Below are 26,587 nucleotides of genomic sequence, written 5' to 3'. Positions count from 1 at the left end.
CGCGCCGGCCCGCCGCGGCGCCGCCCACCTCGTCAGCGTCGACGCGCAGGTGCTCGGCCCCGTCGGGCAGGCGGGCGGCACGTCGGTGAACGGCGGCCCGGTGGCGGACGGCAAGGTCACGAGGGACGGCGGCGCGGCGGCCGGGCACCCGGGTGGCGCGGCCGCGGCCCGGCCCCACGACCCTGCGTCACCCGCATCCGCAAGCGACGCGCAGGCCTCCGCTGCGACACGATCCCGGCGGCGCACGACCTCGGCACCCGATCCCGCGAGCCTGTCCCCGGCCCTCGCCCTGCCCGAGCTCGCCGAGCGCGTCCGCGCGGCCGCGGAGGCCGCGGTGTCGGCGCGCCACGTCGATGCCCGGATCGCCGAGACCGAGGCGAGCGCGCGCCGCGTGCAGCGCGAGGCCGCGGCCGCCCGCAGCCGCCTCGACCGGCTCGGCGTCGAGCTGTGGCTCACGGCGGCTCCCGAGGAGGGCGGCCTCGACGCCGCCGCCGAGCGGGGCCGGGACGCCGTCCGGATCGGCGCCGCGGAGGCCACGGCCCTGGCGCTACTCCGCACCGCCGCCCCGGATCTCGACGCGGACGCCCTGGTCGCGGCCTCGGAGACCGAGGAGCAGAGCGCGCTCGCGGAGGAGCTCGAGCGGACCCGGCTCGCCACGGTCGCGGTCGCCGCGGAGCACGACGAGCTGCTCGGCCAGCTCGGCGGCCTGCGGGACCGCCGCCGCGTGCTCGAAGGTGCGGACGGCGCTGCCGTCCTCCACGCCGAGGCGCAGGGCCACCTCGCCCGCGCCGCCGAGGCCGCGGAGCGGTACGTGGTCGTCCACCTCCAACGGGAGACCCTGCGCAGCGAGCTCGAGGGCTACGAACGCCGCCACTCCTCCCCGCTGCTCGACCAGGCCGGCACGCTGCTGGCGCGCCTGACCGGCGGCCGGTTCACCGCCCTGCGCCCCGCCGGCACGGACACCCGCACCCTCGTCGCGCTCCGCGCGGACGGCGAGGAGCTCAGTCCGGAACGTCTCTCCGAGGGCACCGCGGACCAGGTCTTCCTCGCGCTGCGCCTGGCCGGCATCCGGCAGCTGCAGGCCGAGCGCCGGGCCGCCGGCCTCCCGGCGGTCCCCGTCGTCCTGGACGACGTCCTCATGACCTTCGACGACGAGCGCGCCACCGCGGCCCTCGCCGTCCTTGCGGAGCTGGGGGAGGAGTGGCAGATCCTGCTGTTCACCCACCACGGGCACCTCGCCGCCCTCGCCCCGGCCCGGGCCACGGTCATCGACCTCGGCCCCGGCGTCCCCGTCGCCACCCCCGCCCGACCCCACCCCGCCTGACCGCCCACCCCCGCGAGTCGGCACTTTCGGTAGGCCGACACACACATCTGCGACGCACCCGAAGCACTCGACCGGACGACCACCCGCGAGTCGGCACTTTCGGTAGGCCGAAACGCACATCCACGACGTACCGAGGCGCGTGGCCCGGACGACCGCCGCCGGCCGGGCAGTCCCGCTCCGTGGGAGGCCACCTGCGGGAGCCCCGGGCGCCCGTCGCGCTCGCGTCCGAGAGCTGCGCCCCTCGGACCACTGGACCGCGCCCGATGCGATCGGCTCGCGAACGGAGCTCGCCGGCGCGTGGCCCACCGACAGCGCCGACTCGCGTCCCCGGAACCGCCGACTCGCGCATCCCCGGAACCGCCGACTTGAGCGACCGGAACTGCCGACTCGCGCTACCGGAACCGCCGACTCGTGGGGCGGGAGGCGCCGACCTGCGAGGGCAGCGGGAACCTGCCGGTGCGGTGGTGACCCCCGCTCGTGCACCCGGCAGGATGGGCGCGTGTTCGATCCGTGCGGGGAGCATTTCACGATCACCTCCGGCGCCCAGGCCGCGTCGGTCAGCGAGGTCGGGGGAGGGCTGCGGTCCTTCACCGTCGACGGCGCCCATCTCACCGAGCCCGTGCCGGACGGAGCCCGCCCGCCTCGCGGCTCCGGCGCCCTCCTCGCCCCCTGGCCGAACCGTGTCGCCGGCGGCCGGTGGACCTGGCAGGGCAAGGACCAGCAGCTCGCCCTGACCGAACCGGCGGCCGGCAACGCCATCCACGGCCTGCTCCGCCAGTCGTTCTTCCGCCCCGTGGCGCGGTCCGAGAGCTCCGTCACGCTGGAGGCGATCGTGCCGCCGCAGAACGGGTGGCCCCAGCCCGTCCGCGTCGCCGTCACCTACTCGCTGGACGACGGACTCACCGTCCGCACCGAGGCGACCAACGAGGGCACCGGCGAGATCCCGTTCGGCCTCGGTTTCCATCCCTACCTGCGGGTCGGCGACACCCCGACGGACGACTGCACCCTCACCCTCGCCGCCCGCGCCGCGCTCCCGCTCGTCGACCAGCTCCCGGGCGGCCCGCTCGAACCGCTCCCGGCGGACCATCCCTTGCGCGCCGGCGCCCTGCTGCAGGGCCAGCGGCTCGACCACGCGTTCGGCGACTGCGAACCCGGTGTCGCGCATCGCCTGATCGCCCCGGACGGCAGCGGCACCGAGCTCTGGACGGATCCGGCCTTCCGCTGGGTCCAGGTGTTCACCCCCGACGACATGCCCGGTCACGGTCGCGGTGTCGCGGTCGAACCGATGACCTGCCCACCCGACGCGCTGAGCTCGGGCACCGATCTCGTCGTCCTCGCGCCGGGCGAGAGCTGGTCGGCGAGCTGGGGCGTTCGTCCGGTGCGGGAGGCCCCGCGCCGGTAGGGTCGGGCCCCGTCGACGAGGACGAGCCGGGAAGGGGACCCATGCAAGCGCTCACCGGAGGCAGCCTGCCCGAGCTCGGCGGAGTCGCAGCGAGCGGAGCCGACCACGGGCGGAGCGTGGAGGTCCCCGGCTACGACCGCTCGGCCGTGACCGTCGGCATCGTCCACTTCGGAGTCGGCGGGTTCCACCGCGCCCACCAGGCGATGTATGTCGACGCCCTGATGAACGCCGGCGAGGCGATGGACTGGGGGATCTGCGGCGTCGGCGTGCTCCCCGGCGACCGGCGCATGCAGCAGGCCCTCACCGACCAGGACGGGCTCTACACCCTCGTGGTCAAGGAACCGGACGGGTCGTTGCACCCCAGGGTGATCGGGTCGATCGTCGAGTACCTGTTCGCGCCGGACTCGCCCGAGGCCGTGATCGAGAAGATGGCGGCGGGGTCCACCCGGATCGTCTCCCTGACGGTCACCGAGGGCGGCTACACGATCGACCAGGTCACCGGCGAGTTCGACGCGAACGACCCCGGCGTGCAGGCCGACCTGCGGCCCGGCGCGGAGCCGGCGACGGTGTTCGGGCTGGTCACCGAGGCGCTGCGGCGCCGCCGCGAGCGCGGCCTGCCCGGCTTCACGATCATGAGCTGCGACAACATCCAGGGCAACGGCGACACCGCGGCCCGCACGTTCTCGGCGTTCGCGCGGCTCGAGGATGCCGACCTGGCGACCTGGGTCGAGCAGAACGTCGGCTTCCCGAACTCCATGGTGGACCGCATCACGCCGGCCACCAGCGCCGAGGACACGCAGCGCCTCGCGGACGAGTTCGGCCTCCGGGACGCGTGGCCGGTGGTCTGCGAGCCCTTCACCCAGTGGGTGCTGGAGGACCGGTTCACCGCGGGCCGCCCGCCGTTCGAGGACGCCGGCGTCCAGCTCGTCGACGACGTCGTCCCCTACGAGCTGATGAAGCTCCGCCTGCTCAACGCGTCGCACCAGGCGTTGGGCTACTTCGGTTTCCTCGCCGGCTACGGCTACGTGCACGAGGTCGCGGCGGATCCGCTGTTCGCGAGGTTCCTGCGGGACTACATGGACCGCGAGGGCACGCCGACGCTCTCGGAGGTCCCGGGTGTCGATCTCAACGCGTACAAGACCACCCTGATCGAGCGCTTCGCCAACCCCGGCATCGCGGACACGTTGGCGCGCATCAACTTCGGCAGCTCGGACCGGATCTCGCTGTGGGTGCTGCCGGTGATCCGCCACCAGCTCGCGCACGGCGGGGAGATGGAGCGCGCGACCGCGGTGGTGGCGAGCTGGGCCCGCTACTCCGAGGGGGTGGACGAGAAGGGCGCCGAGATCGACGTCCAGGACCGCCTGGCCGACACCCTCGTCCCCCTCGCGAGGTCGCAGCGCGAGAACCCCGAGGCCTTCATCCGCAACACCGCGGTCTTCGGTGATCTGGCCGACGACGAGCGGTTCCGCGACGTCTACCTCTGGGCTCTCGACTCCCTCCACCGCCACGGCGCCCGCGCCACGGTGGAGGCGATCGTCGCCCGAGGCTGATCGCCGATTCGGTGCGCTCACGCCCGCCCGGGATGCGTGTCTGCACCGACACGGCGACCATCCGAGCCGGGCGCGCGGGGGCAGCCGGGCGCGCGGGACAGCCGGGCCCCGCGAGCGTCACATTCGGGCTCCCGAAAGTGCCGACTCGCGGGTCTTCGAGGTCGGTCCGGCCGTGCCTAGTCCGACTCCGCCAGCAGCGCCGCCCCGATGATCCCCGCCTCGTTGAGCAGCTCTGCGGGCACCATCGGCGTGCGCGTCTGCACGTAGGGGTGCCAGCGGGAGAACTTCTTGCTCACCCCGCCGCCCACCACGAACAGGTCGGGCCAGATCAGGTTCTCGAGCACCCCGAAGTACCGGGTCAGCCGGGCTCCCCAGTCCTCCCAGGACAGCTCCTCGCGCTCCCGGGCCGAGTCGGCGGCACGGGTCTCGGCGTCGTGGCCGTCGACCTCGAGGTGACCGAACTCGGTGTTGGGCATGAGCCGGCCGCGGTGCACCAGGGCCGAGCCGATGCCCGTCCCGAGCGTGATCACGGCGACGACACCCTTGTGCCCCTTGGCCGCGCCGAACTCGACCTCGGCGGCTCCCGCCGCGTCCGCGTCGTTGACGACGATCGCCTTGCGACCCGTCGCGGCGTGGATGATCTTCTGCGCGTCCGCCCCGATCCAGGACTTGTCCACATTGGCCGCGGTCTGGGTGACGCCGTGCTGCACCACCGCGGGGAAGGTGCAGCCGAAGGGCCCCTTCCAGTCGAAGTGGTCGAGGATCTGCCCGACGACCTCGGCGACCGCCTCCGGTGTGGACGGTTGCGGTGTGGGGATGCGCAGCCGCTCGTCGGCCAGCCTGCCCTTCTCGAGGTCGACCGGCGCCCCCTTGATCCCGGAGCCGCCGATGTCGATCCCCAGCCCGAGGTTCTTCTTCTTCGTCATGCGAGGGCCCCCTTGACCACCTGCTGCGCTTCTTCCTGGATCCGGGCGAGGTGCTCGGGTCCGAGGAAGCTCTCGGCGTACACCTTGTAGACGTCCTCGGTGCCGGACGGCCGTGCCGCGAACCACCCGTTCTCCGTGGTCACCTTGAGCCCGCCGAGCGCCGCGCCGTTGCCGGGGGCCTCGGTGAGCCGCGCGGTGATCGGCTCACCGGCGAGCTCGGTCGCGGTGACGTCGGAGGCGGACAGCTTGCCCAGCTTCGCCTTGTCCTCGCGCGAGCAGGCCACGTCGATGCGGGCGTAGGACGGGTTCCCGAACCGCTCGGTGAGCTCGCCGTAGTGCTGCGACGGCGTCTTCCCGGTGCGCGCGGTGATCTCCGAGGCGAGCAGCGCCAGGATGATCCCGTCCTTGTCCGTGGTCCACGGCGAGCCGTCCGTGCGCAGGAAGGACGCGCCGGCGCTCTCCTCGCCGCCGAACGCGATGCTCCCGTCGCGGAGCCCGGGCACGAACCACTTGAACCCGACGGGCACCTCGACCAGCTCCCGGCCCAGGTCCGCGGCCACCCGGTCGATCATCGAGGAGCTCACCGCCGTCTTCCCGACGGCCGCGCCACCGGGCCAGCCGGGCCGGTTGCCGTACAGGTACCCGATCGCGACGGCGAGGTAGTGGTTCGGGTTCATCAGCCCCGCGTCGCGGGTGACGATGCCGTGCCGGTCGGAGTCCGCGTCGTTCCCGGTGGCGACGACGTACTTCTCCTTCTGCGCGACCAGCGACGCCATCGCGTACGGCGACGAGCAGTCCATGCGGATCTTGCCGTCCCAGTCCAGCGTCATGAAGCCGAAGGTGGGATCGACGTCCGGGTTCACGACGGTCAGGTCCAGCCCGTAGCGCTCGGCGATCGCGCCCCAGTAGTGCACCGACGCCCCGCCCAGCGGGTCCGCGCCCAGGACCAGGCCGGAGCCCCGGATCGCCTCGAGGTCCACCACGGAGCCGAGGTCGCCCACGTAGGTGTCGAGGAAGTCGTACCCCGCGCGTTCCGCCCGCGCGAGGGGAACCCGCTGCACGTCCTCGAGCCCGTTCTCCAGCAGCTCGTTGGCCCGCCCCGCGATCCAGCCCGTGGCGTCCGTGCCGGCCGGGCCGCCGTCCGGCGGGTTGTACTTGAAGCCGCCGTCGGCCGGCGGATTGTGCGACGGGGTGACGACGACGCCGTCCGCCAGGCCCGAGGTCCGGCCCCGGTTGTAGGTGAGGATCGCGTGCGAGACCGCGGGCGTGGGCGTCCAGCCGTCCCGCGAGTCGACGAGCACAGCGACGCCGTTGGCCGCGAACACCTCCACGGCGGTCTCCCAGGCCGGGTCGGACAGCGCGTGGGTGTCCTTGCCCAGGAACAGCGGCCCGTCCGTGCCCTGCTGCGCGCGGTACTCGCTGATCGCCTGGCTGGTGGCGGCGATGTGGTCGTCGTTGAAGGTCGCCGTGAGGGCCGACCCGCGATGCCCGGAGGTCCCGAACGCCACCCGCTGCGCGGCCACCGACGGATCGGGGTGCACGTCGGCGTACGCGGCGAGCAGCGCCGGCACGTCGACGAGGTCCTCGGGGCGGGCCGGGGTTCCGGCCCGCGGGTGAACGGCCATGATCGCCTCCGAGTGCGAGGGTCGCGCGGGTGTCGCGCCCAGCCTGCCGCATCCGCGCCCCGCGGTCACCTTCCGTGGACGTGAACGGCGCGCGGCCACCCGTCTACCCTCTCGGGATGCGGATCGCCTCGTTGCTGCCCGCCGCCACGGAGATCGTCACGGCCCTCGGCCTGCGGGACACGTTGGCCGCCGTGACCTTCGAGTGCGCGGCCCCCGGGGTACCCGTCGTGGTCGACACGGCGCTCCCGCCCGGGCTCCCACCTGCGGAGATCGACGCATGGGTCGGCGAGCGCGTGGCCGCGGGCCTGCCGATGTACGAGCTCGACCGCGCCGCGCTCGCCGCCGCGGACCCAGACCTCATCCTGACCCAGGACCTCTGCCGTGTCTGCGCCCTCCCCGCCGGGACGGTGGCGGATGCCCTCGATGCCCTCGGTAGCGACGCCGAGGTCGTCTCGGTGGACCCGCACACCGTCGACGAGGTGCTGGCCGCGATCACCGACGTCGCGCGGGCCGCGGGCGATCCGGCCGCGGGGGAGCGGCTGGTCGGATCCCTGCGCGAGCGGCTGGCCGAGGTCGCCCGCGCCGTCGCGGACCGCCCGCGCCCGCGCACGCTCGTCCTGGAGTGGACCGATCCCGCGTACGTCCCCGGCCACTGGGTCCCGGAGCTCGTCCGCCGCGCCGGGGCCGAGCCGCTGGCCGGGATCGACGGAGGTCGCAGCGTCGCGGTGGCGTGGAGCGCACTGACCGCGCTGGAGCCGGAGGTGGTGGTCGTCGCGCCGTGCGGGTTCGGCCTGGAGGCGGCGGTCGCGCAGGCCGCCGGCGTCCGCGACCGTTTCCCGGACGTGCCGCTGGTCGCGATCGACTCCGCGGCCTACGTCGTGATGGGCGGCCCGAACCTGGTCGGTGGCGTCGAGGCCCTGGCCTGGGCCCTCCATCCCGACGCGCTCCCGAAACCGCCGCCCGGCCGCGTCGTCCGCCTGGGCTGAGCCTCAGTCCGCGGGCTCGCCGCCCCACCGCCGCCCGACCGTCCGGGCCAGGAACGGCGCCACCAGCAGCATCAGGATCACCCGCAGCACCTGCACCGCCACGACGAACGTGACGTCCCCGCCCGACGAGATCGCGGTCGCCAGCACCGCGTAGATCCCGCCGGGCGTGGTCGCCAGATAGCCCTCCAGCAGCGTCGTGCCGGTGGTCCACGAGAGCACCAGCCCGAGCGCCGCGCAGGCCCCGACGATCGCCAGGATCAGCCCGGCCGCCAGCGGGAGGATCCGCAGGACGGTGCGCAGCGCGGGCCGGGTGAAGCGCAGCCCCGCCTGCCAGCCGATCACCGCGTAGGCGACGTCGACCAGCGCCGCCGGGGGCTGCCCGCCGAAGGTCAGCCCACCGACGCTCAGGGCCACCGCGACGATCATGGGCCCGAGCAGCGCCCCGGCCGGGACGTGCAGCTTCGCTGCGATCGGCGCGCCGACCAGGGTGCAGACCGCCACCAGCGCCAGCCCCACGTACCAGGGCGCGGCGCTCCCGCCCGGCGGTCCGCCGCCGCCGACGTGCCCGGCGCCGAACACCGCCGTCGCGACGATCGGCATCGTCGCGGTGACCAGCCCGACGCGCAGGTACTGGATCACCGAGACGATCCGCTCGTCGCCGCCGAGCTCGCGCGCCACCGCGACCAGCCCGGAGGCGCCACCCGCGGTGAGCGCGAGCATCCCGGTCAGCGGCGTCACGCCGCGCTGCACGCCGAGCAGCAGCCCGGCCGCCATGCTCACGACCAGCGAGCCGAGGCTCACCAGGAGGACCGGCAGCCAGCCGTTCGCGAGGGCGCCGAGGGTGTCCGGCCGGGCCAGCACCCCGATGACCACGCCGATCACGGCCTGCGCCCCGCTCGTCGCCGTGCGGTGCACCCGGACCGGCCCGAGCCCCGCCAGTGCCAGGACGGTGGCCACCGCGAGCCCGGCGAACAGGGCGGGCGAGGGCACCCCGGCGAGCTGGAGGACGACCGTCAGTGCCGCCGTGAGACCGACGAGCAGGGCCCAGCGCCACCACGGGAAGGCGCGCAGCTGCTCCCGTCGGTCCGTCACCGTCCGACCCTGTCACGCCGCGTCGATCCGTCGCGCGGGCCGACGGCGCGTGGCAGAGTGATCTCCGATGCAGCGGCGCGACGACGATCCGGCGGATACCGGGACGGACCGGGCGGACAGGACGCCGACGGGCCTCGAGATCGCCCGGCTCACCGCCCCCGGCGGCGAGTTCGCCCTGCGGGAGACGGTGGTCGGCGGCGTCCCGCTGCGGGTGTACGAGCGCGGGCCCCACACCCTCGCCGAGCTGGTCGCCGACACCGCCGCCTTCGGCGACGCCGTGTGCACCGTCCACGAGCGCGAGCGCACGACCTATGCCGAGAACCTGCGGCTGGTCCACGGCCTCGCCGCCGCCTTCCTGGACGAGTACGGGCTGGCCCCGGGGGACCGGCTCGGCATCGCGATGCGCAACCACCCGGAATGGGTCCCGGTCTTCTCCGCCGCCCAGCTCGCCGGGATCGTCGTGGTGCCGCTCAACGCGTGGTGGACGCCGCCGGAGCTGGTCTGGGCGATCGGCGACGCCGGGATCCGCCTGGTCGTGGCCGACGCCGAACGGGCCGAGGCGCTGCTCGGGCGCGTGGACGTGCCGGTGGTCCGGGTGCGTGGGACTGACCCCTCGGCCGCCCGGGAGTGGGGTGAGCTCGCGGCCTCGCTGGATCTCTCCGCCGGGCCGCCGCCGGTGACCGTGCGGCCCGAGGACCCGGCCACGATCGTCTACACCTCCGGCACCACCGGGAGGCCGAAGGGCGCGGTGCACTCGCACCTCAACCACGTGACGAACGCGCTGAACACCCTGCTCACCGCCCGCGCCACGGCCGCCGCGGCCGGGAGCCCGCCGCCGGCCGGGCAGCCGGGCTCGCTGGTCACCTACCCGCTGTTCCACATCGCGGGCCTCAACGGGCTCTACGGCCAGCTCCTGGTCGGCGGCAAGATCGCCACGATGTACCGGTGGGACCGCGACGAGGCCCGCCGGCTCGTCCGCGAGGAGCGGCTGACCGGCTGCGCCGGGGTGCCGTCGACCATCGCCGAGCTCGCCGCCCTCGTGATCGAGCACCCCGACGAGCTGGGCTCGCTCACCCGCATCGGGATGGGCGGGGCACCGATCCCGGGTGAGCTGGTGCGCCGGATCGCGGCGAACCTCGGCCCGCGCGCGGCCAACGGCTACGGCCTCACCGAGACCACCTCCGCGATCTGCGCGAACGCCGGCGCCGACTACGCCGCCCACCCGGACAGTGTCGGCCGGCTCGCCCCGGGCGCGGAGCTGCGCGTGGTCGACCCGGAGTCGTCCGACGACGTCGCGGCGGACTCGGTCGGCGAGCTCTGGTTCCGCGGGCCCACCGTCGTGGCCGGCTACTGGAACAACCCGGCGGCCACCGCCTCCGCCTTCGCCGACGGATGGTTCCGCAGCGGCGACCTCGGCTACGAGCGGGACGGCTGGGTGTACGTCGTCGACCGCCTGAAGGACGTCGTCCTGCGCGGCGGGGAGAACGTCTACAGCGTCCAGGTCGAGGCGGCGCTGTACGAGATCCCCTGGGTGGAGGAGGTGGCGGTCTACGGGATGCCGCACGCGCGCCTGGGAGAGGAGGTCGCGGCCGCGGTCCGCACCGTTCCCGGCGCGCTGCGGGACGAGGAGGCGCTGCGTGCCCAGGTCGCCGCCCGCGTGGGAGCCTTCGCCGCCCCCACCCACGTCGTCTGGTGGGACGGTCCGCTGCCCCGCACCGCTACGGGCAAGATCCTCAAACGCGACCTGCGCGAGCCGGGCCCCTGATCATCGGGACCCGCGCGCTCATCCCAGCTCGGCGAGGGCGGCCTCGGCGCGGTCGAGGGCGGTCGCGGCGTCCCGGGCGATCCGGCCGGCCTCCCGCTCCGCCTTCGCCGCCTCCTTCATCGTCTCGACGGCGCGGGCCCGGGCCTCGCGGGCTCGTTCCAGCTCGGCGGTGAGCTCGTCGACCCGCTCGCCCGCGTCGTCGCGATCGGACTCGGCGTCGCGGAGGGCGGCCTGGGTGTCCTCGTGGGCGTCGGCGGTCCGGCCCGCCTCGGCGCGGGCGGACTCGACGGCCTCCGCGGCCCCGGCGCGGGCCCGCTCCCGCTCGCGGGCCTCCCGCTCCCGCTCGGCGGCCGATTCCTGCGCGGCCTCGTCCCGGTCACCGGCCGAGTGATCATCGGACTCGGCCGTTCGCCCGTCGGTCTCCGGGCGGGGCCGGCGGGGTGGGGGACGCCGGGTGCCCGCGCCGCCGGAGCGGGGGGTGAACGCCTCCCCGTCGGCCGGGCCGAAGCCGGACCAGCTCACCGTCCTGGTGAGACGCCCGGAGCGGACCTCCTCCGCGATGCCGCCGTCCGCGAGGGCGGCATCGAGGATGCCGCGCAGGTCCTTCTCCACGGACTCGGTGACCCGGTGCCCGTCCGCGGCCGCCAGCCGCCGGGCCTCCCGTGCCATCGCGCCGACCAGCTTGGACCGCTGCGCCGACAGCGCACGCAGCTGCGGGCCGTCGAGGTTGCGCTGGGCGGCGGAGAGCTCGCCGCCGAGCTCCAGGAGCCCGTCGAGCTGCTCGAAGCGTTCCCGGGCCAGCAGGTTCGCGAGCCAGGCGGCCTGGGTCGGCCGCCGCAGCCGGCCGATCGCCCGCGCCGCGTCCTTGTCCCCGGCCTCCTTCGCCGCCGCGACCAGTTCGTCGCGAGCCGGGACGAAGTCGTCCGGGGCTAGGCCGTACAGCTCGTCGGCCGCTTCGTCCAGCCGGTCCACGCGGTTCGTCCTTTCTCGATTAAGTATGATGGCGGTCACAGATCGACATCGCTACGCCGGGTTGTCACGGCCCGTTGCCGGGCACCCGACGGCATGAGCAGCACCACACTGATCGTAGTGGTCGTCGTCGTGGTGATCGTCGTGTTGGGACTCGCGGCGTTCGCCTGGTCGACGGCCGGACGCCGGCGCAGCGCGCGATTGCGCGAGCGCTTCGGGCCGGAGTACGAGCACCAGCTCGCCCGGACCGACGATCCCGCCGAGACGGACCGCGTCCTCGCCGAGCGCGAGAAGCGGCACCGCTCCATCAAGCTCCGCGACCTGGACGACCGCGAGCGCGCCACCTTCGAACGCCGCTGGACGGACGTGCAGCGCGAGTTCGTCGACGATCCGGACCAGGCCGTGCAGCACGCCGACGCCCTGGTGGACGAGGTGATGTCCGCGCGCGGCTACCCGGTCGACGACTTCGAGCAGCGGGCCGCCGACGTCTCGGTCGACCATCCCGTCGTGGTGCAGCGCTACCGCGAGGCCCGGCGGACGGCCGAGGCGAACCGGCAGCGCAAGGCCGACACCGAGGAGCTCCGCAGGGCCGTGACGAACTACCGCGAGCTGGTCGACGCCCTGCTCGGCCACGAGCCGGACCACGGCCGCGGCGCCGCACGGTCCGAGCGCGTGAACGACACGCCGCCCGACCGTGCGAACGGCGCGCCGCGCGAGACCCGCACCTGACCGGCCGCACCCCTACCGCACCCGACAGCCTGGAGGCCACGACATGCACCGCTCCGAACACGACGACCGCACCCTGCTCGACAAGGTCCTGGGTCGTGAGCAGGACGTCCCCGCCCCGCGGGACCGGGACGACCGGGGAGATCGGCGGGCGGACCTCGCCCACGAGGACCTCGGTGCCGGTGACGTCCCCGGCGACGGCCTCGCGACCCACGAACGCCGCCTCGACCCCGACCGGCCGGCGGACCGCCTCGACCCGGACGGTTCCGACCCGGACCGCCTCGATCCGGACCGCCTCGATCCCGACCCGCGCAGCACCGGCTCGCGGGGCCCGGACACGACCCGCCGGGCCGACCGGCTCGACCCGGACCTGCCCGGACAGGACCCGGCGGGGACCCGAGGCGCGGATGCCCTGCACGACGAGGGAAGCGGGCGCGCCGGGAGCACCGGGCACGCCGACGTGCGGGGAGCCGACATGCGCACCGTCGACCTCCGGTCCGACGGCGCCGCCCCGGACGACACCCGTCACGACAGCGCCGCTCACGACAGCGCGGCTCACGACAGCGCGGCTCACGACAGCGCCGCTCACGACAGCGCCCTGAGCGACCACGCCCTGGGCGACCGGGCCGACGGCCGCACCACTCAGGACGGACCGGGGCGGGACCCGTCCCGCCCGGACCACGACCCCACCCTCACCGACCCGGACCTGCACGACCGCAACGGGACCCGGGCCGACGGCCGCACCGACGCCCGCGGTGACACGGCGGACCGGGGCCCCCGCGCCCGTTCGCTCGGCGGCCCCGCCGACGGGGCCGCGGGCGGTACCGACGAGCATCCGGCGCTCATCCCGCAGGACCGCTCCGCCGACTACATGCGCCGCTGGGAGAGCCTCAAGGCCGGCTTCGTCGACGAGCCCCGCGGCGCCGTGCGCGACGCCAACGGCCTGGTCGGTGAGGTGCTCGACGAGCTGGAGGAGCTCTTCCGCCGCCAGCGCAGCGAGCTGGAGATCGACCTGCGCGACGAGCAGGCGTCCACCGAGGACCTCCGCCTCGCCCTGGGCCGCTACCGGAGCTTCTTCGACCGGCTCCTGACCTTCTAGCGGGGGAGGCCCGAGGACGGCTCGGGCCGTGAGGGGTGGTCGCCCGACGGGGCGACCACCGCTCACCGGGCTCAGACCAGGACGAACGCCGCGTCGGGCTCGAGGACCCGGAAGGTGAAGCTCTCCTCGAGGTAGAGGCTCACGGTGTCGGCGTCGTGATGGCTGTAGCCCACCGCCAGGTCCTGGCCCACGTCGAGGACGAAGTCGCCGCCCCGCGCGCTGACGATCACCGCGCCGTCCACGCCCGGTGCCCAGATCACCGAGCCGCCGAGGATCCGCGACAGGTGGTCGAAGAGCAGGTAGCCGCCGAGCTCGGTGGTCTCCACGATCTGGGTGTAGAGGTCGGGGCCGACGAGCAGCGAGTACGGGCCGCCGATGCCGTTGCGGCGCAGTGCGTCCACGCCGCGGGCGATCACACCCGGCCACTTCAGGCAGTCCTCGCCGAGCGCGAGGGTGTCGTACGGGGTGGTCTGGAGGATGCCCTCGACCTGGGCGGCGGGCCAGCCGTGGAAGATCGCCCGGTTCTCGATCTCGGCGGCCACCCGGGCGGCACGGGCGAGGTCGTCGAAGTCGGGATCGGCGGCGCCGCGCTGGATGTCGTCGATCTCGCGCCGGCTCACCGTGAACGGGACCCGGACCTCGGCCAGTGGCGTCACCCGGCGGGCCGCGGTGCGGACGCCGTCGGCCCCGGTGACCCCGGGCGGGGGCCCGGCCAGCGGGCTGGTGCGGCCCAGCGAGTGGGCCGAGCGGTGCCAGCCGCCGGCGCCGACGAAGTCCACGACCTTGCGGGCGGCGAGCAGGGAGGTCAGGCGCTCGCGCGCCTCGTCGTCGATCGCCTTCCACGACTCGGTCGGGATGGGGGCGTGCGCCCGGAGGAGATGGTCGGAAGGTGCGCTCACGATCGTCCTTTCAAGCTGCCGATGCCGAGCGAGGTGTCGCCGGAGAAGTCGGACGGCGGGGTGATCTCCCGTTCGATCTCCTGGACGTACTCCTGCGGGTCCTTGTCCACGATGTCGAGTCCCCGGGTCCCCGCGTGCCGCTCCTTGAACTCGGTGAACCGCGCGCCCAGGGAGTCGCGCAGGTCGGCGGGGGCATTCAGCCGGAAGTCCGGCAGGCCCTCGTTCTCCTCCTCGCCCATGTGCTCGTCGTTCGCGGCGCGGGCGTCGTCCACACCGGACCACCAGCCCGCGCTCCCGACGGGGTGCCGGTCGGCCTCGCGGACACCGTCGCGGATGTCGTTGTGGTCGCCGATCGCGTCGAGGGTCTCCTCCTGGGGGTCGTTCTCCCCCTTGCGGAGCAGCTGCGGGTAGAAGATCCGCTCCTCGGCCTCGGCGTGGACGTCGAGGAGGTCGGCGACCGGGCGCCACGCCTCGCGCAGCGCCGACGGGTCCGCCCCGGCCGCCCGGAGCTCGTCGAGCTCCGCGAACCGGCGACGGAACCACTCGTGGTCGTCGAGGATCAGTGCGGTGATGTCGGGCACGGCGGAAAACGTACTGCGCGCCGCGCCGCCGTGCCCGGCGGAGTCAGCCCGTGTTCTCGTGCGTGGCGACGAGCGTGGCGCGGCCCAGCGTGGCACCGAAGAGGGTGAAGCCCAGGAAGGCGGGCGTCGCGCCCGCGGGCACGTCGAGCGTCTCCGCGGACACGGCGTGCACCACGAAGTAGTAGCGGTGCGGGCCGTGCCCGGGCGGCGGGGCGGCGCCCAGGTAGCGCGCGAGGCCGGCGTCGTTGGCCAGGGTGACGCCGGGAGCCGAGCCGCCCTCGGTGCCGGCGTCCGTGTCCAGTGAGGTCGTCGACGCGGGGATGTTGAACACCGCCCAGTGCCAGAAGCCCGACGCGGTGGGCGCGTCCGGGTCGTAGCAGGTCACGGCGTAGCTCTTGGTGCCCTCGGGGGCGCCGCTCCAGGACAGCTGCGGGGAGACGTCCTGCCCGCCCGGGACGCCGAAGATGCCGGAGAGCTGGGCCGCCGGCAGGGTGCCGCCGTCGGTGATGTCCGAGCTGGTGACGGTGAACGAGGGGACCTCGGGGAGTTCCGCGTAGGGGTCGTGGCTCATGCCCGCGATCATGGCACCGATCGACCTGCCAAGCTGCCCCCGTGGAGTACCTGCTGCTCATCGTGGGCCTGATGCTCGGAGCCGTGCTGCTGGTCGGCGTCGGGGACCGGCTGCGGCTGCCGTGGCCCGCGCTGATGGTGGTGCTCGGTGCCCTGGTCGCGGTGGTGCCGGGCCTGCCGGACTCGTTCGAGCTGGAACCCGAGCTGATCCTGCCGCTCTTCCTGCCACCGCTGCTCTTCGCGACCGCGCAGCGGACCTCGTGGGCGCTGTTCCGCGCCCGCTGGCGGACGATCGCGCTGCTCGCCGTCGCCCTCGTCGTGGTGACCGCCGGGGCGGTGGCCGGTGTGGCGGCCGTCCTGGTCCCGGGAATCACGGTGACGGCCGCAGTCGCGCTCGGCGCCATGGTCGCGCCACCCGACCCGGTGGCGGTGGAGGCGGTGGCCGGGCCGGTGCGGATGCCGCGCCGGCTGCTCTCGGTGCTGCAGAGCGAAGGCCTGTTCAACGACGCCACCGCCCTGGTGATCTTCCAGGCCGCGGTGCTGGCGACCGTGCGGGGCGACGAGCTCTCCGTCCCCGGCCTGGTGTTGTCGTTCCTGCTCGGGGCGGCGATCGCCGTGGTGATCGGGCTCGTGGTGGCGTGGCTGGCGCGGCAGCTGCTGACGCGCATCGGCGACACGGTGGGGCGCAGCGCCCTGACCCTGGTGCTGCCGTTCGCCGTCTACCTGGCCGCCGAGGAGGCGCACGCGTCCGGCGTCGTCGCCGTGGTCGTGGTGGCCCTGCAGCTGCGGCGGCTCTCGGACGCGGACGAGGCGGCGGACCGCCTCGTCCAGCGCTCCTTCTGGGACGTCGTGGAGCTGCTGGTCACCGGCATCGCGTTCGGCCTGATCGGGCTCGACCTGCGGCAGGTCGTCGAGCAGGCGGGTGACGACCTGCCGCGGATGCTCGGCCACGCCGGGATCGTCTGCCTGGTGGTGCTGGGCGTCCGTGCGGTGTGGATGACGGCGGCATCGGTGCTGTTCCGGCACTCGAAGGACCCGTCGGCGGGGCCGCGGGCCGGGCGGGAGGCCCTCGTGATCGCGTGGTGCGGCATGCGCGGCCTGGCCACGCTGGCGCTCGCCCTGTCGCTACCGGTGCAGACCGCCGCGGGCGAGCCCTTCCCGGCCCGTGTGGAACTGACCCTGATCGCGGTGTCCGTGCTGGTCGTGACGCTGCTGGTGCCGGGCTTCACGCTCCCGACGCTGGTCCGGCTGCTCGGGGTCGCGGAGAGCGCCGAGACCGAGGAGCGGGCCGAGCAGGACATCGTGCGCCGGGCGCGGCGGGCGGCGCTGCAGCGGATGACCGCGCGCCTGGACGAGGAGCGCGACGAGTCGCTGTCGGAGGAGGTCGAGACCGCGATGCGCGACCGGCTCGGCCGGCTCGACTCGGTGCTCTCCGGCGAGTCCCTCACCGAGGACGAGCGACAGCGGCTGCTGGCCCTGCGCGAGCGGCGGGACCTGATGCAGCGCATCGAGGCGGACGCGCTGGGGGCCGCGCGGGCAGAGGTGCTCGCCGCCCGGCGGGAGCCCGGCGTGGATCCGGAGGCCGCGGACCGGGTGCTGCGCCGTCTCGACCTCCGGACCGTCCTGCTGGGCTAACGGGGCCCGTAGACCACGATCGTCGAGCCCCACGGGTCCTTCGCGACCGCGCGCACCTCGTGGGGGCCCTGCTCGGCCGGCCGCACGACCGTGCCGCCCGCCGCGGTGAGCGCGTCGAGCGCCGCACCCACGTCCGGCACCTTGAACGATGCCGCGGCCACCCCGCCGGTGACGTCCTCCTCCGGGCCGGCGAGGGCCAGGGTGGTGCCGCCGGCGTCGAGGGCCGCGTAGCGGTCGCCGTCGACGAACTTGGGGGTCAGGCCGAAGGCCTCTCCGTAGAAGCGCACGGCGGCGGCGACGTCGCCGACCGGGTGCAGGACGTTGCCGATCTTCGTCTCGCTCACGCCCGGAACCCTACGGCGTCAGGTGATCGTCGTCCCCCCGTCGACCGCGAGTGTCTGCCCGGTCACGTAGCCGCCGGCAGCGCTCGCGAGGAACACCACCGCCGTGGTCAGCTCGTCCGGGTCGCCCATGCGGGCGAGCGGCACCCGGTGGATCATGGCGTCGAGGTAGCCGGGCCGGTAGGTCTCCGTCATCTCGGAGGCGAAGAAGCCGGGGGCGAGCGCGTTGACGCGGATGCCCTTGCGGGCGCCCCACTGCTGGGCCAGATCGCGGGTCAGGCCGATCAGGCCGGCCTTGCTGGCCGAGTAGGCGGCCTGGGGCAGCCCGGCCGTGGTGAGGCCCAGGATGCTGGAGATGTTCACGATGCTGCTGCCCGGCTGCATGACCCGTCCGCAGGCCTGCGCCATCCAGTAGCAGCCGTTCAGGTTCACGTCGATGACCTGGGCGAACTCCTCGGGAGTCTCCCGGGTGGCGGGGACGGCGGTGCCGATCCCGGCGTTGTTGACGAGGACGTCGACCTGGCCGAACTCCGCCATCGCGGCGTCGACGAGGGCCTGGCAGTCCGCGGGCTTCGCGACGTCCGTGGGCACGCACAGGGCCCGCCGGCCCATCGCCTCGACGGTCCTGCGGGTGTCCTCCAGGCGGTCCGCGCGGCGCGCGCCCAGGACGAGGTCCGCCCCGGCCTCGGCCAGGCCCCGGGCGAAGGCCACACCGAGCCCCGACGACGCACCGGTCACGACGGCCACCTTGCCGGCGAGGGAGAAGCGATCCAGAAGGCTCATGGCCGCCGACGATAATGCACTCGCACCAATTTGCCGCCGTGGCAGTGGCGCCGGTGACAGCGGCTTGCGTCGCGCCCGAGGTGCGGTGCGAGGATCGGGCCGGAGTGTGCCGCCGTGAGCGGCACGAGCGGTACCGAACGCATCGAGTCGAAGGAGACGAGACATGGCGGAGTCCCAGCAGCGGGTGGCGATCGTGACGGGCGCGGCCCGGGGGATCGGCGCGGCGACGGCGCTGCGGCTGGCGCAGGACGGCCACAAGGTCGCGGTGATCGACCTCGAGGAGTCCGCCGCCAAGGGCACCGTGGACGCGATCGTGGCCGCCGGCGGCACGGCGATCGCCGTCGGCGCGGACGTGTCCGACTCCGCGGCCGTCGACGCCGCCGTCGAGCGGGTGGTCGCCGAGCTCGGCGGCCCCACGATCCTCGTCAACAACGCCGGCATCACCCGGGACAACCTGCTCTTCAAGATGACCGAGCAGGACTGGGACTCGGTCATGAACGTGCACCTGCGGGGCTCGTTCCTGATGGCGCGCGCGGTGCAGAAGTACATGGTCGAGGCCAAGTGGGGCCGGATCGTCAACCTGTCGTCGACGTCGGCGCTGGGCAACCGCGGCCAGGTGAACTACTCCGCCGCGAAGGCCGGCCTGCAGGGCTTCACCAAGACCCTGGCGATCGAGCTGGGCAAGTTCGGCGTGACCGCCAACAGCATCGCGCCCGGCTTCATCGCCAGCGAGATGACCAAGGCCACCGCCGAGCGCCTCGGCGTGGACTGGGAGGAGTTCAAGGCCGCCCGCGCCGCGGAGATCCCCGTCGCGCGCCCCGGTGAGGTCGAGGACATCGCCAACACCGTGTCGTTCTTCACCGACGCCCGCTCGGGCTTCGTGTCCGGCCAGGTCATCTACGTGGCCGGCGGCCCGAAGGCCTGACGAGCCCCCCGTCCCGCCGGTGCCCGGCACCGGCGGGACGGGTGGTCAGGCCGGGTCGCGGATGGCGATCGCCCAGGCCGGCAACGGTTCCTGGCCCGCCACCGGTACCTCCTGGCCCGTGACGTTGATGATCATCGCGCTACCGTCCGGTGCCCGGAAGGCGATCAGCGGCTGGGTCTGGCTGCGGCCGATCTCCATGCCGCCCTTGGCGAGCCGGGGCACGAGCCACCTCCACGCGGGGGTCAGCGGCGTCGGCTGCCCGCCGTCCGGCTTGGTGGCGTCCGTCCACAGGGACGCGTAGGGGATCCCGCTGTCCTGCGGGCCCCACAGCAGCGCGGTCGAGACGTCCGTGCGGGCGTAGGCGGCGACCGCGGCCAGGGTCGCGACGGCGCTCGCGGGACTCGAGGCGCCGCCGTCGACCCCCGGGGGCGGGTCGGGGTAGAACTCGGCCCACCAGATCGGCAGCTTCGTCTTGCCGCGCAGCCAGCGGTCGACGTCCGCGTACTTGCCCGCCGCGTCGGCGACGGTGCCGGTGATGGTCCCGTCGCGGGTGGCGGTGCCGCCGTCCGCGATCACGAAGTCGGCGCCCACGTTGTGCGTCATCCAGTACTCGACGACGTCGACGACCCGCTGGTCCAGCGCTCCCCAGGGCCCGGTGAGCTCGCTGCTCGCGTTGGGGTCACCCGCCGGCAGGCTGATCATGACGACGTACGGGCCGCCCACCATGACGTCGGGCCGGACGGCCTTCACCGCCGTGTAGACCTTGTTGTAGAGGGCGGTGTAGCCCTCGTAGTCCCAGCGGTTCTCGTCCTCGTGGTAGAAGCCCTTGAGCTCGTTCCACACCTGGACGGCCTCGATCTGCGGGTAGCGCTGCACCGTCGCGGCGACGAGGCTCGCGAACGCGTCGAAGTACTGCGGCTGGGGGGAGACCTCCAGGTCGGACCAGTCCGTCCGGCCCGCGGTGCCGCCCTTCATCCAGTCCGGGGCGCAGCAGGCGGTGAGCACGGTCCGGCCACCGGTGCTCTTCACGAGGTTCATCCTCGAGTCGAGGGTGGACCAGTCGTAGGTGCCCGGCGACGGCTCCGGGTTGAGGGTGCCGAAGCCCATCAGGTGGACGTTCTGCCAGACGGCGCTGCCGTCCTTCAGGATCGCCGTGCCGCGCTCGCGCGCCGCGGTGGGCTCCGCGAGGTCGAGGCTGTCCTGGGTGTGCGTGACGCCGAGGTCCAGCGCGGTGGACTGGGTGTTCCAGTCCCAGCCCTGGCCGAGGTCGACCGCCGCGGCGGTCCTCTGGGCGGCGCTCCGGTCGACCGGCGGGGCGGTCGTGGAGGTGCACCCCGCGACGAGGGCGAGGGCCGCGGCCACCAGCGCGAGGGGGAGGCTCCGGAGCGCCGGGCGGGGCCGGGTGCTCGGCCCGGGACGGAGTGGCTTGCGGAGAGGCACGGGGGGAGGGTGTCAGGGGGTCGCTGTGGTGCTGCTGAGAGCAGTGCCGGACGGGGTGGAACGGCCCAATGCGGTGTCCGCCGCCCGGGCGAACCAGCCACCGGCCTCCCGGAGGTCCGCCGGGGTGCCGTGCTCGAGGACGCGGCCGTCCGCCACGACGTAGAGGTGGTCCATCCGGGAGCACCCCGCGAGGTCGTGGGTGACGAGCAGCGTCGAGCGCCCCCCTGCGGCGGTGAGGAGATCGTCGAGGACGGCGTCGCGGGTGTCCGCGTCGAGGTGTGCGGTGGGTTCGTCGAGGACGAGCAGCGCGGGGTCGGTGAGCAGCGCACGGGCCAGCGCGAGGCGCTGCCGCATCCCGCCCGAGAGCCGGTGCCCCCGCGGGCCGACGGGGTCGTCGAGGTCGAGCCCGTCCAGCCGCACCCGGTGCAGCACCCCGCGGAGGTCGTCGTCGCCTGCGCCGGGGCGGGCCAGTCGCAGGTTCTCGCGCAGCGTGCTGTCGAAGACGTGCGGATCCTGCGGGACCCCGCTGACGGCGGCGCGGACGGCGTCGGGGGAGCGGCGCAGCAGGTCGGCGCCCCCGAGCCGCACGCTGCCGGCCTCCGCGTCGTGGAAGCGGAACAGGATCGCGGCGAGCGTGCTCTTGCCCGCCCCGCTCGGTCCGAGCACGGCGACGTGCGCCCCGGCAGGGATGTCGATGTCGATGCCCCGCAGCACGTCCGGCCCGTCCCCGTACCGGGCCCGCAGGCCCCGGATCCGCAGGTCGGCGGGCGCGGCGGGGACCGGCTCGGCCGACGCCGGCCGGACCTGCGGGGGCGTGTCGAGGACGTCGAACAGCCGCCGGCTCGACGCCGAGATCGCACCGAGCCGGGCGGCCGCGGCGGGCAGCGGCGCGACGATCTCGAAGGCCGCCAGCGCCGTGAGCACCAGGACGGCGAGGGGGACCGGGTCGAGCCGCCCGCCCTGGACCGCGGCCACGCCGAGCAGCAGCGACCCCCAGAGCGTCAGGCCCGCGACCAGCGCAGTGGCCCCGGCGCCGAGGCCGAGGATCGTCGCGTCGCGGCGGGCGACCCGGGTGAGCGCCGCGTCCGCCGCCGCGACCCGCGCGACCGCGGCGTCCGTGGCGCCGTAGGCGAGCAGGTCCGGCGCCCCGTGCAGGGTGTCGACGAGTGCGGTGGCCAGCTCCGCCCGGGCGGCAGCCGCGCGCCGCCCCGGCCCCCGGCCCGCGCGCGCCGCCAGCAGCGGCACGGCCAGCCCGGCGAGCAGCAGCCCGCCCGCCAGCAGCAGTCCGCCCTGGGTGAGCAACGCGGTCGACAGGGCCACCGTCCCGGCTCCCACCACCAGCGCCGACAACGGCGGCGTGAGCCCCCGGACGAGCAGGTCCTGGGTGGCGTCGGTGTCGCTGACCAGCCGCGCCACCAGATCGCCGGACCGGAAGCGCCGCACCGGTTCCGTCTCCGCCAGCCGCGCGTAGACGCGGTCCCGGACGTCGGCCAACGTGCGCAGCGCGGCGTCGTGGGTGACGAGCCGCTCGAGGTAGCGCGCCACCCCGCGCGTCACCCCGAGCGCCCGCGTGAGCACCACGGCCACCGACAACGCGGTCACCGCCGGATGCTGCGCCGCGGTCGCGATCAGCCATGCCGCCAACGCCAGCAGCCCGACCCCCGAGGCCGTCGCCACCGCCCCGGCCAGCACACCCAGGGCGAACCGCATCCCGCGCGGCCGCGCCAACGCCAGCATCCGCAGCATCACCCCACCCCCTGCGGGGACGTCTGGCCCCCGGTCGGGTCGACCGTGCCCACGCTCCCTGCTGACCAGGCCTTGTCGTGCGTGACCAGGACGGCCGTCCGGCCCTCGACGAGGCGGTCGACGGCCCGGCGCACGGCGGCGGCGTTGTCCGGGTCGAGGTGGGCGGTGGGTTCGTCGAGCAGGACCAGCGCGTCCGGCGTCCGGGCCGCGCGGAGGAAGGCACGGGCCAGGGCGACCCGCTGGCGCTGCCCCGAGGAGAACCGGCTGCCGCGCTCGCCGACCCGGGTGGCGAGCCCGTCGGGGAGCTCCGCGAGGACCTCGTCGAGCTCCGCCAGCGAGGCGGCGCGGCGCACCTCCTCGTCGGTCGCGTCGGGTGCGCCGAGGCGGATGTTGCCGGCGAGGGTGTCGTCGAACAGGTGGGGATCCTGCGGGACCCAGGCGATCCGGCGCCGCCACGCCGCGGCGTCGACATCCGCGAGATCCGTTCCGCCGCAGGCGATCCGGCCCTCCGTCGGCGGCAGGAACCGGAGCAGCAGCGACACAAGCGTGGTCTTGCCGCCGCCGCTGCGGCCGGTGATCACGGTGGTCACGCCGGCCGGCAGCGTCAGGTCCAGGTCCTCCAGGACCGGCTCCTCGCGCCCCGGGTAGCGGACCGTCACCCCGCTCAGGACGATGTCGCCGGACGGGGCGGGGCCGCTGCCCGCCGCCGGCAGGGCGTGCGGTTCGTCGAGCACCGCGAACACCTGCTCCGCCGCCGCGATGCCCTCCATGCTGGCGTGGAACCGGGCCCCGACCTCGCGCAGCGGCAGGTAGGCCTCGGGCGCGAGGATCAGCACCAGCAGCGCCGTCCCCAGGTCGATGTGGCCGTAGAGCAGCCGGAACCCGATCTCGACGGCGACGATCGCGACCGACAGCGTGGCCAGCACCTCGAGGGCGAAGGCCGACAGGAACGCCACCCTCAGCGTGCCCATCGTGGCGTCGCGGTGCTGCTCGGTGACGGTGCGGACGAGCGCGGCCTCGGCCTTGGCCCGGCGGAACAGGGCGAGGGTGGGGAGTCCCTCCACGACGTCGAGGAAGTGGCCGCCGAGCCTGTCGAGGAGCTGCCACTGCCTCCGGGTGCGGGCCTGCGTGTGCATCCCGATCAGGGCCAGGAACAGCGGGATCAGCGGGAGCGTGGCGGCGATGGCGACCGCGGAGATCCAGTCCGCCCGCACCACCACCACGAGTACCGCCACCGGGACCAGCGCCGCGAGGACGAGCTGGGGGAGGTAGCGGGCGAAGTAGTCGTCGAGGGCGTCCAGGCCGCGGGTGGCCAGGGTGGTGAGCTCCCCGGCGTTGCGCGCGCCGGGGCCGGCGGTGACGTGCCGGACCAGCCGCATCCGCAACTGGGACTTGGCCTTCGCGGCGCTGCGGAGCGCGGCGGCCTCCCCGGCGTAGGCCAGCAGGGCTCTCGCGACCGCCACGGCGGCGACCACCGAGATCAGCAGGCCGAGGGCGTCGAGTCCCGCGCCGTCGCCGGAGGCGGAGCCTGCGGGGCCGACCATCGACGGAGCGCGGCCGACGGTGCGGGACACGAGCCACGCCTGCACCAGGATCAGCCCGGTGAGTGCCACCCCGCACCCGCCCGCGACGAGCAGGTGGGTGCGCACGGCGCTCGCCGTGCGGAGCAGGCGGGGATCGAGGGGTTTCATCGGGTGGCTCAGTGGGCCGTGATGTGGGCGCGGGTGACGCGCCTGCGGAAGACCCAGTAGCTCCAGGCCTGGTAGGCCAGCACGAGCGGCAGGAAGACCGCGGCCACCCAGGTCATGACGCCGAGGGTGTAGGGCGCCGAGGCGGCGTTGTCGACCGTGAGGGAGAAGGCGGGATCGGTGGTCGAGGGCAGGACCTCGGGGAACAGCGATCCGAAGATCAGCACCGCCAGCATGGCCACCGCGACCGTGGTCGCCGTGAACGCCCAGCCCTCGCGGCGGCGCGCGATCAGCCCGACCGCCAGCGCGAGCGCGACGGCCGAGACGATGCCGACGGCGAGTGTCCACCCGGTGCCGCTGCGAAGATCGTGCTGGCCCTGCGTCCAGCCGACGAACCCGACGAGCAGCGGCACCACGACCAGCCCCGACCGGGCGGCGAACGAGCGCGCCCGCAGCCGCACCGGGCCGTCCGTCTTCAGCGCCAGGAACACCGCGCCGTGCAGCAGGAACAGGCCCAGGGTCAGCAGCCCGCCCAGCACGGCGTACGGGGTGAACAGGCCGAACACGCTCGTCGTCACCACGTGGTCGGCGCCCATCGCCAGGCCGCGGACCAGGTTCGCGAACACGAGCCCCCACACGAAGGCCGGGATCACGCTGCCGGCCACGATCACGCGGTCCCAGCGCCGCCGCCAGGCGACCGAGTCGACCTTGCCGCGGTACTCGAAGGCCACGCCGCGCCCGATCAGCGCGAGCAGGACCAGCAGCAACGGCAGGTAGAAGCCGCTGAGCATCGACGCGTACCAGGCCGGGAACGCGGCGAAGGTCGCGCCCACGGCGGTGATCAGCCAGACCTCGTTGCCGTCCCAGACCGGGCCGATCGAGTTGATCATCACGCGGCGGTCGGTGTCGTCGCGCGACAGCACGGGCAGCAGCGCGCCGACGCCGAAGTCGAAGCCCTCCAGGACGAGGTAGCCGGTCCAGAGGACGGCGATGGCGATGAACCAGAGCAGCGGGAGATCCACGGTGCCCTCCTCAGTAGACGAAAGCCGGGACGCGGTCGTCGGTCTTCTCGGGTTCGTCCTCGGTGGGGTACGGCATGACCGCCGCGGGGCCCGCCTTCACGTACCGGAAGAGCAGCCTCGCCTCGATCACCGCGAGCACCAGGTAGACGAGCGTGAAGGCGCCCAACGAGATCGCCACCTCGGCGAGGCTCACACCGGGGGAGACGCTCGCGGCCGTGAGCAGCTCGCCGTGGACCGTCCAGGGCTGGCGGCCCATCTCGGTGAGCACCCAGCCGACGATGTTCGCCAGCAACGCCGCGGGGAGCGCGGCGATCACCAGCCCGTACTGCCAGCGAGCGGGGAACAGCCGGCCCCTCCTGGTCAGCCAGAGCCCGACCACCGAGATCGCCACCCCGGCCAGGCCCAGCCCGATCATGAGCCGGAACGACCAGTAGAGGACGCCGATGTTCGGCTTGTAGTCGTTGTCCCCGTAGAGCTGGACGTAGCGCTGCTGGACGTCGTTGATGCCCTGGACGTCGCCGTCGAAGCTGCCCGTGGCGAGGAACGCGAGCAGGCCGGGGACCTGGACGTTCACGTGGTTGCGGCCGTCGCGGATGTCGCCGACCGCGAAGATCGAGAACCCGGCGCCGTGCTCGTCCTGCCAGAGCGCCTCGGCGCCCGCGAGCTTCATCGGCTCGTACTGCGCCATCAGCTTCGCCTGGTGGTCGCCGCTGAGCGTCACGAGGACACCGGCGATCGCCGTGACGACGAACCCGGTCCGCATGCTCCTGCGGAACAGCTCGTGCTCGCGCGGATCGCGGTCCTTCAGGAGCTTGTAGGCACTCACCGCGGCCACGAACAGGCCCGCGGCGACGAACGCCGCCGACACCACGTGCAGGTACGTCGACCAGGCCTGGTCGTTGCTCAGCACGGCCCAGATGCTGGTCAGCCGGGCCTGCCCGGTCACCGGGTCGATCGCGTAGCCGACGGGGTGCCGCATCCAGGCGTTGGCCGCGAGGATGAAGTAGGCGGAGAGGTTGGTGCCGATCGCGGCGGCCCAGATGCAGGCCAGGTGCACCCGGCGGGGCAGCCTGTCCCAACCGAAGATCCACAGCCCGATGAAGGTCGACTCGAGGAAGAACGCGAGCAGCGCCTCCATCGCGAGCGGGGCGCCGAAGACGTCGCCGACGAAGGTCGAGTACGCGCTCCAGTTCATCCCGAACTGGAACTCCTGGACGATCCCGGTGACCACGCCCATGGCGAAGTTGATCAGGAAGAGCTTCCCGAAGAACCGGGTGGCGCGCAGGTACTCCGTGCGCCCCGTGCGATGCCACGCCGTCTGGAAGGACGCGACGACCACGGACAGCCCGATCGTCAGCGGGACGAAGAGGAAGTGGTAGATCGTCGTGATCCCGAACTGCCATCGGGCGAGATCGAGCGCCATGGTGGAGGCTCCTCCCGAACTTCTACGCGCTGTAGTAGTTCGAGTTCAGTTCTACACCACGTAGAAGTTC

The 26,587-nt window shown here is 74.3% G+C and carries 23 protein-coding genes; 9 read left to right on the top strand and 14 right to left on the bottom strand.

From position 1 onward, the window contains the following. The 3 genes from ABD324_RS04430 to ABD324_RS04420 all read left to right on the top strand — a co-directional run. Positions 1-1,324, top strand: a 1,324-nt coding sequence (locus ABD324_RS04430) for an ATP-binding protein (RefSeq protein ID WP_344412601.1), incomplete at its 5' end; no start/stop codon positions are given. 499 nt (positions 1,325-1,823) lie between these two features. After that, positions 1,824-2,726, top strand: coding sequence for an aldose 1-epimerase family protein (locus ABD324_RS04425; protein ID WP_344412599.1), 903 nt, complete (start codon positions 1,824-1,826; stop codon positions 2,724-2,726). 41 nt (positions 2,727-2,767) lie between these two features. Continuing rightward, positions 2,768-4,276: a mannitol dehydrogenase family protein gene (locus ABD324_RS04420; RefSeq protein WP_344412597.1), complete on the top strand. Its 1,509-nt coding sequence runs from the start codon at positions 2,768-2,770 to the stop codon at positions 4,274-4,276. A 176-nt stretch (positions 4,277-4,452) separates the two neighbouring features. Here ABD324_RS04420 and ppgK read toward each other — a convergent pair whose 3' ends face one another. Together ppgK and pgm are read right to left on the bottom strand one after the other, a co-directional pair. Then, positions 4,453-5,202, bottom strand: a complete 750-nt coding sequence (gene ppgK, locus ABD324_RS04415; protein WP_344412595.1) for a polyphosphate--glucose phosphotransferase — start codon at positions 5,200-5,202, stop codon at positions 4,453-4,455. Further along, complete coding sequence (gene pgm, locus ABD324_RS04410; RefSeq protein ID WP_344412592.1) at positions 5,199-6,827, bottom strand: phosphoglucomutase (alpha-D-glucose-1,6-bisphosphate-dependent); 1,629 nt, start codon at positions 6,825-6,827, stop codon at positions 5,199-5,201. The genes ppgK and pgm overlap by 4 nt, the downstream gene beginning before the upstream one ends. Positions 6,828-6,943: 116 nt before the next feature. On the opposite strand from pgm, the gene ABD324_RS04405 reads away from it, so the two are divergent. Beyond that, positions 6,944-7,813 carry an ABC transporter substrate-binding protein gene (locus ABD324_RS04405; RefSeq protein ID WP_344412590.1) on the top strand — a complete coding sequence of 290 codons (870 nt, stop codon included), beginning with the start codon at positions 6,944-6,946 and terminating at the stop codon, positions 7,811-7,813. 3 nt (positions 7,814-7,816) lie between these two features. On the opposite strand, the gene ABD324_RS04400 is transcribed toward ABD324_RS04405, so the two are convergent. Further along, on the bottom strand, positions 7,817-8,905 hold the full coding sequence (locus tag ABD324_RS04400; protein ID WP_344412588.1) for an AbrB family transcriptional regulator: 1,089 nt from the start codon (positions 8,903-8,905) through the stop codon (positions 7,817-7,819). A 67-nt stretch (positions 8,906-8,972) separates the two neighbouring features. Between ABD324_RS04400 and ABD324_RS04395 the strand changes: the two genes are divergently transcribed. Beyond that, positions 8,973-10,670: a class I adenylate-forming enzyme family protein gene (locus ABD324_RS04395; protein ID WP_344412586.1), complete on the top strand. Its 1,698-nt coding sequence runs from the start codon at positions 8,973-8,975 to the stop codon at positions 10,668-10,670. Positions 10,671-10,688: 18 nt separating this feature from the next. Here the strand turns inward: ABD324_RS04395 and ABD324_RS04390 are convergent, their stop codons facing one another. Then, positions 10,689-11,642: a hypothetical protein gene (locus ABD324_RS04390; protein WP_344412584.1), complete on the bottom strand. Its 954-nt coding sequence runs from the start codon at positions 11,640-11,642 to the stop codon at positions 10,689-10,691. 93 nt (positions 11,643-11,735) lie between these two features. Here ABD324_RS04390 and ABD324_RS04385 point away from each other — a divergent pair, with 93 nt between their 5' ends. Together ABD324_RS04385 and ABD324_RS04380 are read left to right on the top strand one after the other, a co-directional pair. Further along, a complete protein-coding gene (locus ABD324_RS04385; RefSeq protein ID WP_344412582.1) occupies positions 11,736-12,368 on the top strand; it encodes a hypothetical protein in 633 nt (210 codons plus the stop codon). Positions 12,369-12,411: 43 nt separating this feature from the next. Further along, the gene (locus ABD324_RS04380; protein ID WP_344412580.1) at positions 12,412-13,464 is read left to right on the top strand and encodes a hypothetical protein; all 1,053 of its coding nucleotides are present in this window, start codon (positions 12,412-12,414) and stop codon (positions 13,462-13,464) included. A gap of 71 nt (positions 13,465-13,535) precedes the next feature. On the opposite strand, the gene ABD324_RS04375 is transcribed toward ABD324_RS04380, so the two are convergent. From ABD324_RS04375 to ABD324_RS04365, 3 genes are read right to left on the bottom strand one after another with little or no spacing between them, the layout of a single operon-like run. Beyond that, positions 13,536-14,363, bottom strand: a complete 828-nt coding sequence (locus ABD324_RS04375; RefSeq protein ID WP_344412577.1) for a family 1 encapsulin nanocompartment shell protein — start codon at positions 14,361-14,363, stop codon at positions 13,536-13,538. Beyond that, the gene (locus tag ABD324_RS04370) at positions 14,360-14,944 is read right to left on the bottom strand and encodes a hemerythrin domain-containing protein (RefSeq protein WP_344412575.1); all 585 of its coding nucleotides are present in this window, start codon (positions 14,942-14,944) and stop codon (positions 14,360-14,362) included. The genes ABD324_RS04375 and ABD324_RS04370 overlap by 4 nt, the downstream gene beginning before the upstream one ends. Before the next feature lie 43 nt (positions 14,945-14,987). Beyond that, positions 14,988-15,515 (bottom strand): YbhB/YbcL family Raf kinase inhibitor-like protein, encoded by a 528-nt coding sequence (locus ABD324_RS04365; protein ID WP_344412573.1) that lies wholly within the window; start codon positions 15,513-15,515, stop codon positions 14,988-14,990. Between the two features lie 41 nt (positions 15,516-15,556). Here ABD324_RS04365 and ABD324_RS04360 point away from each other — a divergent pair, with 41 nt between their 5' ends. Then, positions 15,557-17,149 (top strand): Na+/H+ antiporter, encoded by a 1,593-nt coding sequence (locus tag ABD324_RS04360; RefSeq protein WP_344412571.1) that lies wholly within the window; start codon positions 15,557-15,559, stop codon positions 17,147-17,149. On the opposite strand, the gene ABD324_RS04355 is transcribed toward ABD324_RS04360, so the two are convergent. Then, on the bottom strand, positions 17,146-17,493 hold the full coding sequence (locus ABD324_RS04355; RefSeq protein ID WP_344412569.1) for a VOC family protein: 348 nt from the start codon (positions 17,491-17,493) through the stop codon (positions 17,146-17,148). The genes ABD324_RS04360 and ABD324_RS04355 overlap by 4 nt on opposite strands. 18 nt (positions 17,494-17,511) lie before the next feature. Then, positions 17,512-18,273, bottom strand: coding sequence for an SDR family NAD(P)-dependent oxidoreductase (locus ABD324_RS04350; protein ID WP_344412567.1), 762 nt, complete (start codon positions 18,271-18,273; stop codon positions 17,512-17,514). Between the two features lie 163 nt (positions 18,274-18,436). Between ABD324_RS04350 and fabG the strand changes: the two genes are divergently transcribed. Beyond that, positions 18,437-19,198: a 3-oxoacyl-ACP reductase FabG gene (gene fabG / locus ABD324_RS04345; RefSeq protein WP_344412565.1), complete on the top strand. Its 762-nt coding sequence runs from the start codon at positions 18,437-18,439 to the stop codon at positions 19,196-19,198. A gap of 45 nt (positions 19,199-19,243) precedes the next feature. Here fabG and ABD324_RS04340 read toward each other — a convergent pair whose 3' ends face one another. The 5 genes from ABD324_RS04340 to ABD324_RS04320 are packed head-to-tail and all read right to left on the bottom strand — an operon-like array spanning position 19,244 to position 26,517. After that, a complete protein-coding gene (locus tag ABD324_RS04340; protein WP_344412563.1) occupies positions 19,244-20,638 on the bottom strand; it encodes a glycoside hydrolase family protein in 1,395 nt (464 codons plus the stop codon). Between the two features lie 12 nt (positions 20,639-20,650). After that, complete coding sequence (gene cydC, locus ABD324_RS04335) at positions 20,651-22,384, bottom strand: thiol reductant ABC exporter subunit CydC (RefSeq protein ID WP_344412561.1); 1,734 nt, start codon at positions 22,382-22,384, stop codon at positions 20,651-20,653. Next, a complete protein-coding gene (gene cydD, locus ABD324_RS04330; protein WP_344412559.1) occupies positions 22,384-24,075 on the bottom strand; it encodes a thiol reductant ABC exporter subunit CydD in 1,692 nt (563 codons plus the stop codon). Before cydD ends, cydC begins: the two co-directional genes overlap by 1 nt. Before the next feature lie 8 nt (positions 24,076-24,083). Then, positions 24,084-25,094 carry a cytochrome d ubiquinol oxidase subunit II gene (gene cydB, locus ABD324_RS04325; RefSeq protein ID WP_344412557.1) on the bottom strand — a complete coding sequence of 337 codons (1,011 nt, stop codon included), beginning with the start codon at positions 25,092-25,094 and terminating at the stop codon, positions 24,084-24,086. A gap of 10 nt (positions 25,095-25,104) precedes the next feature. After that, complete coding sequence (locus ABD324_RS04320) at positions 25,105-26,517, bottom strand: cytochrome ubiquinol oxidase subunit I (protein ID WP_344412555.1); 1,413 nt, start codon at positions 26,515-26,517, stop codon at positions 25,105-25,107. Between the last annotated feature and the right edge of the window lie 70 nt (positions 26,518-26,587).

Source organism: Pseudonocardia ailaonensis, assembly GCF_039531635.1.
Classification (GTDB): domain Bacteria; phylum Actinomycetota; class Actinomycetes; order Mycobacteriales; family Pseudonocardiaceae; genus Pseudonocardia; species Pseudonocardia ailaonensis.
Note: the sequence above shows the minus strand (reverse complement) of the source record. Positions and strands in the feature narration are given on the sequence as shown.

Excerpts from the sequence above, each read along its gene's own strand:
- ABD324_RS04420 (WP_344412597.1), top strand. The coding sequence starts at position 2,768 with ATGCAAGCGCTCACCGGAGGCAGCCTGCCCGAGCTCGGCGGAGTCGCA.
- ABD324_RS04365 (WP_344412573.1), bottom strand. The coding sequence starts at position 15,515 with ATGAGCCACGACCCCTACGCGGAACTCCCCGAGGTCCCCTCGTTCACC.
- cydC (WP_344412561.1), bottom strand. The coding sequence starts at position 22,384 with ATGCTGCGGATGCTGGCGTTGGCGCGGCCGCGCGGGATGCGGTTCGCC.
- pgm (WP_344412592.1), bottom strand. The coding sequence starts at position 6,827 with ATGGCCGTTCACCCGCGGGCCGGAACCCCGGCCCGCCCCGAGGACCTC.
- ABD324_RS04405 (WP_344412590.1), top strand. The coding sequence starts at position 6,944 with ATGCGGATCGCCTCGTTGCTGCCCGCCGCCACGGAGATCGTCACGGCC.
- ABD324_RS04385 (WP_344412582.1), top strand. The coding sequence starts at position 11,736 with ATGAGCAGCACCACACTGATCGTAGTGGTCGTCGTCGTGGTGATCGTC.
- ABD324_RS04395 (WP_344412586.1), top strand. The coding sequence starts at position 8,973 with ATGCAGCGGCGCGACGACGATCCGGCGGATACCGGGACGGACCGGGCG.
- ABD324_RS04380 (WP_344412580.1), top strand. The coding sequence starts at position 12,412 with ATGCACCGCTCCGAACACGACGACCGCACCCTGCTCGACAAGGTCCTG.
- ABD324_RS04350 (WP_344412567.1), bottom strand. The coding sequence starts at position 18,273 with ATGAGCCTTCTGGATCGCTTCTCCCTCGCCGGCAAGGTGGCCGTCGTG.
- cydD (WP_344412559.1), bottom strand. The coding sequence starts at position 24,075 with ATGAAACCCCTCGATCCCCGCCTGCTCCGCACGGCGAGCGCCGTGCGC.
- ABD324_RS04320 (WP_344412555.1), bottom strand. The coding sequence starts at position 26,517 with ATGGCGCTCGATCTCGCCCGATGGCAGTTCGGGATCACGACGATCTAC.
- ppgK (WP_344412595.1), bottom strand. The coding sequence starts at position 5,202 with ATGACGAAGAAGAAGAACCTCGGGCTGGGGATCGACATCGGCGGCTCC.
- fabG (WP_344412565.1), top strand. The coding sequence starts at position 18,437 with ATGGCGGAGTCCCAGCAGCGGGTGGCGATCGTGACGGGCGCGGCCCGG.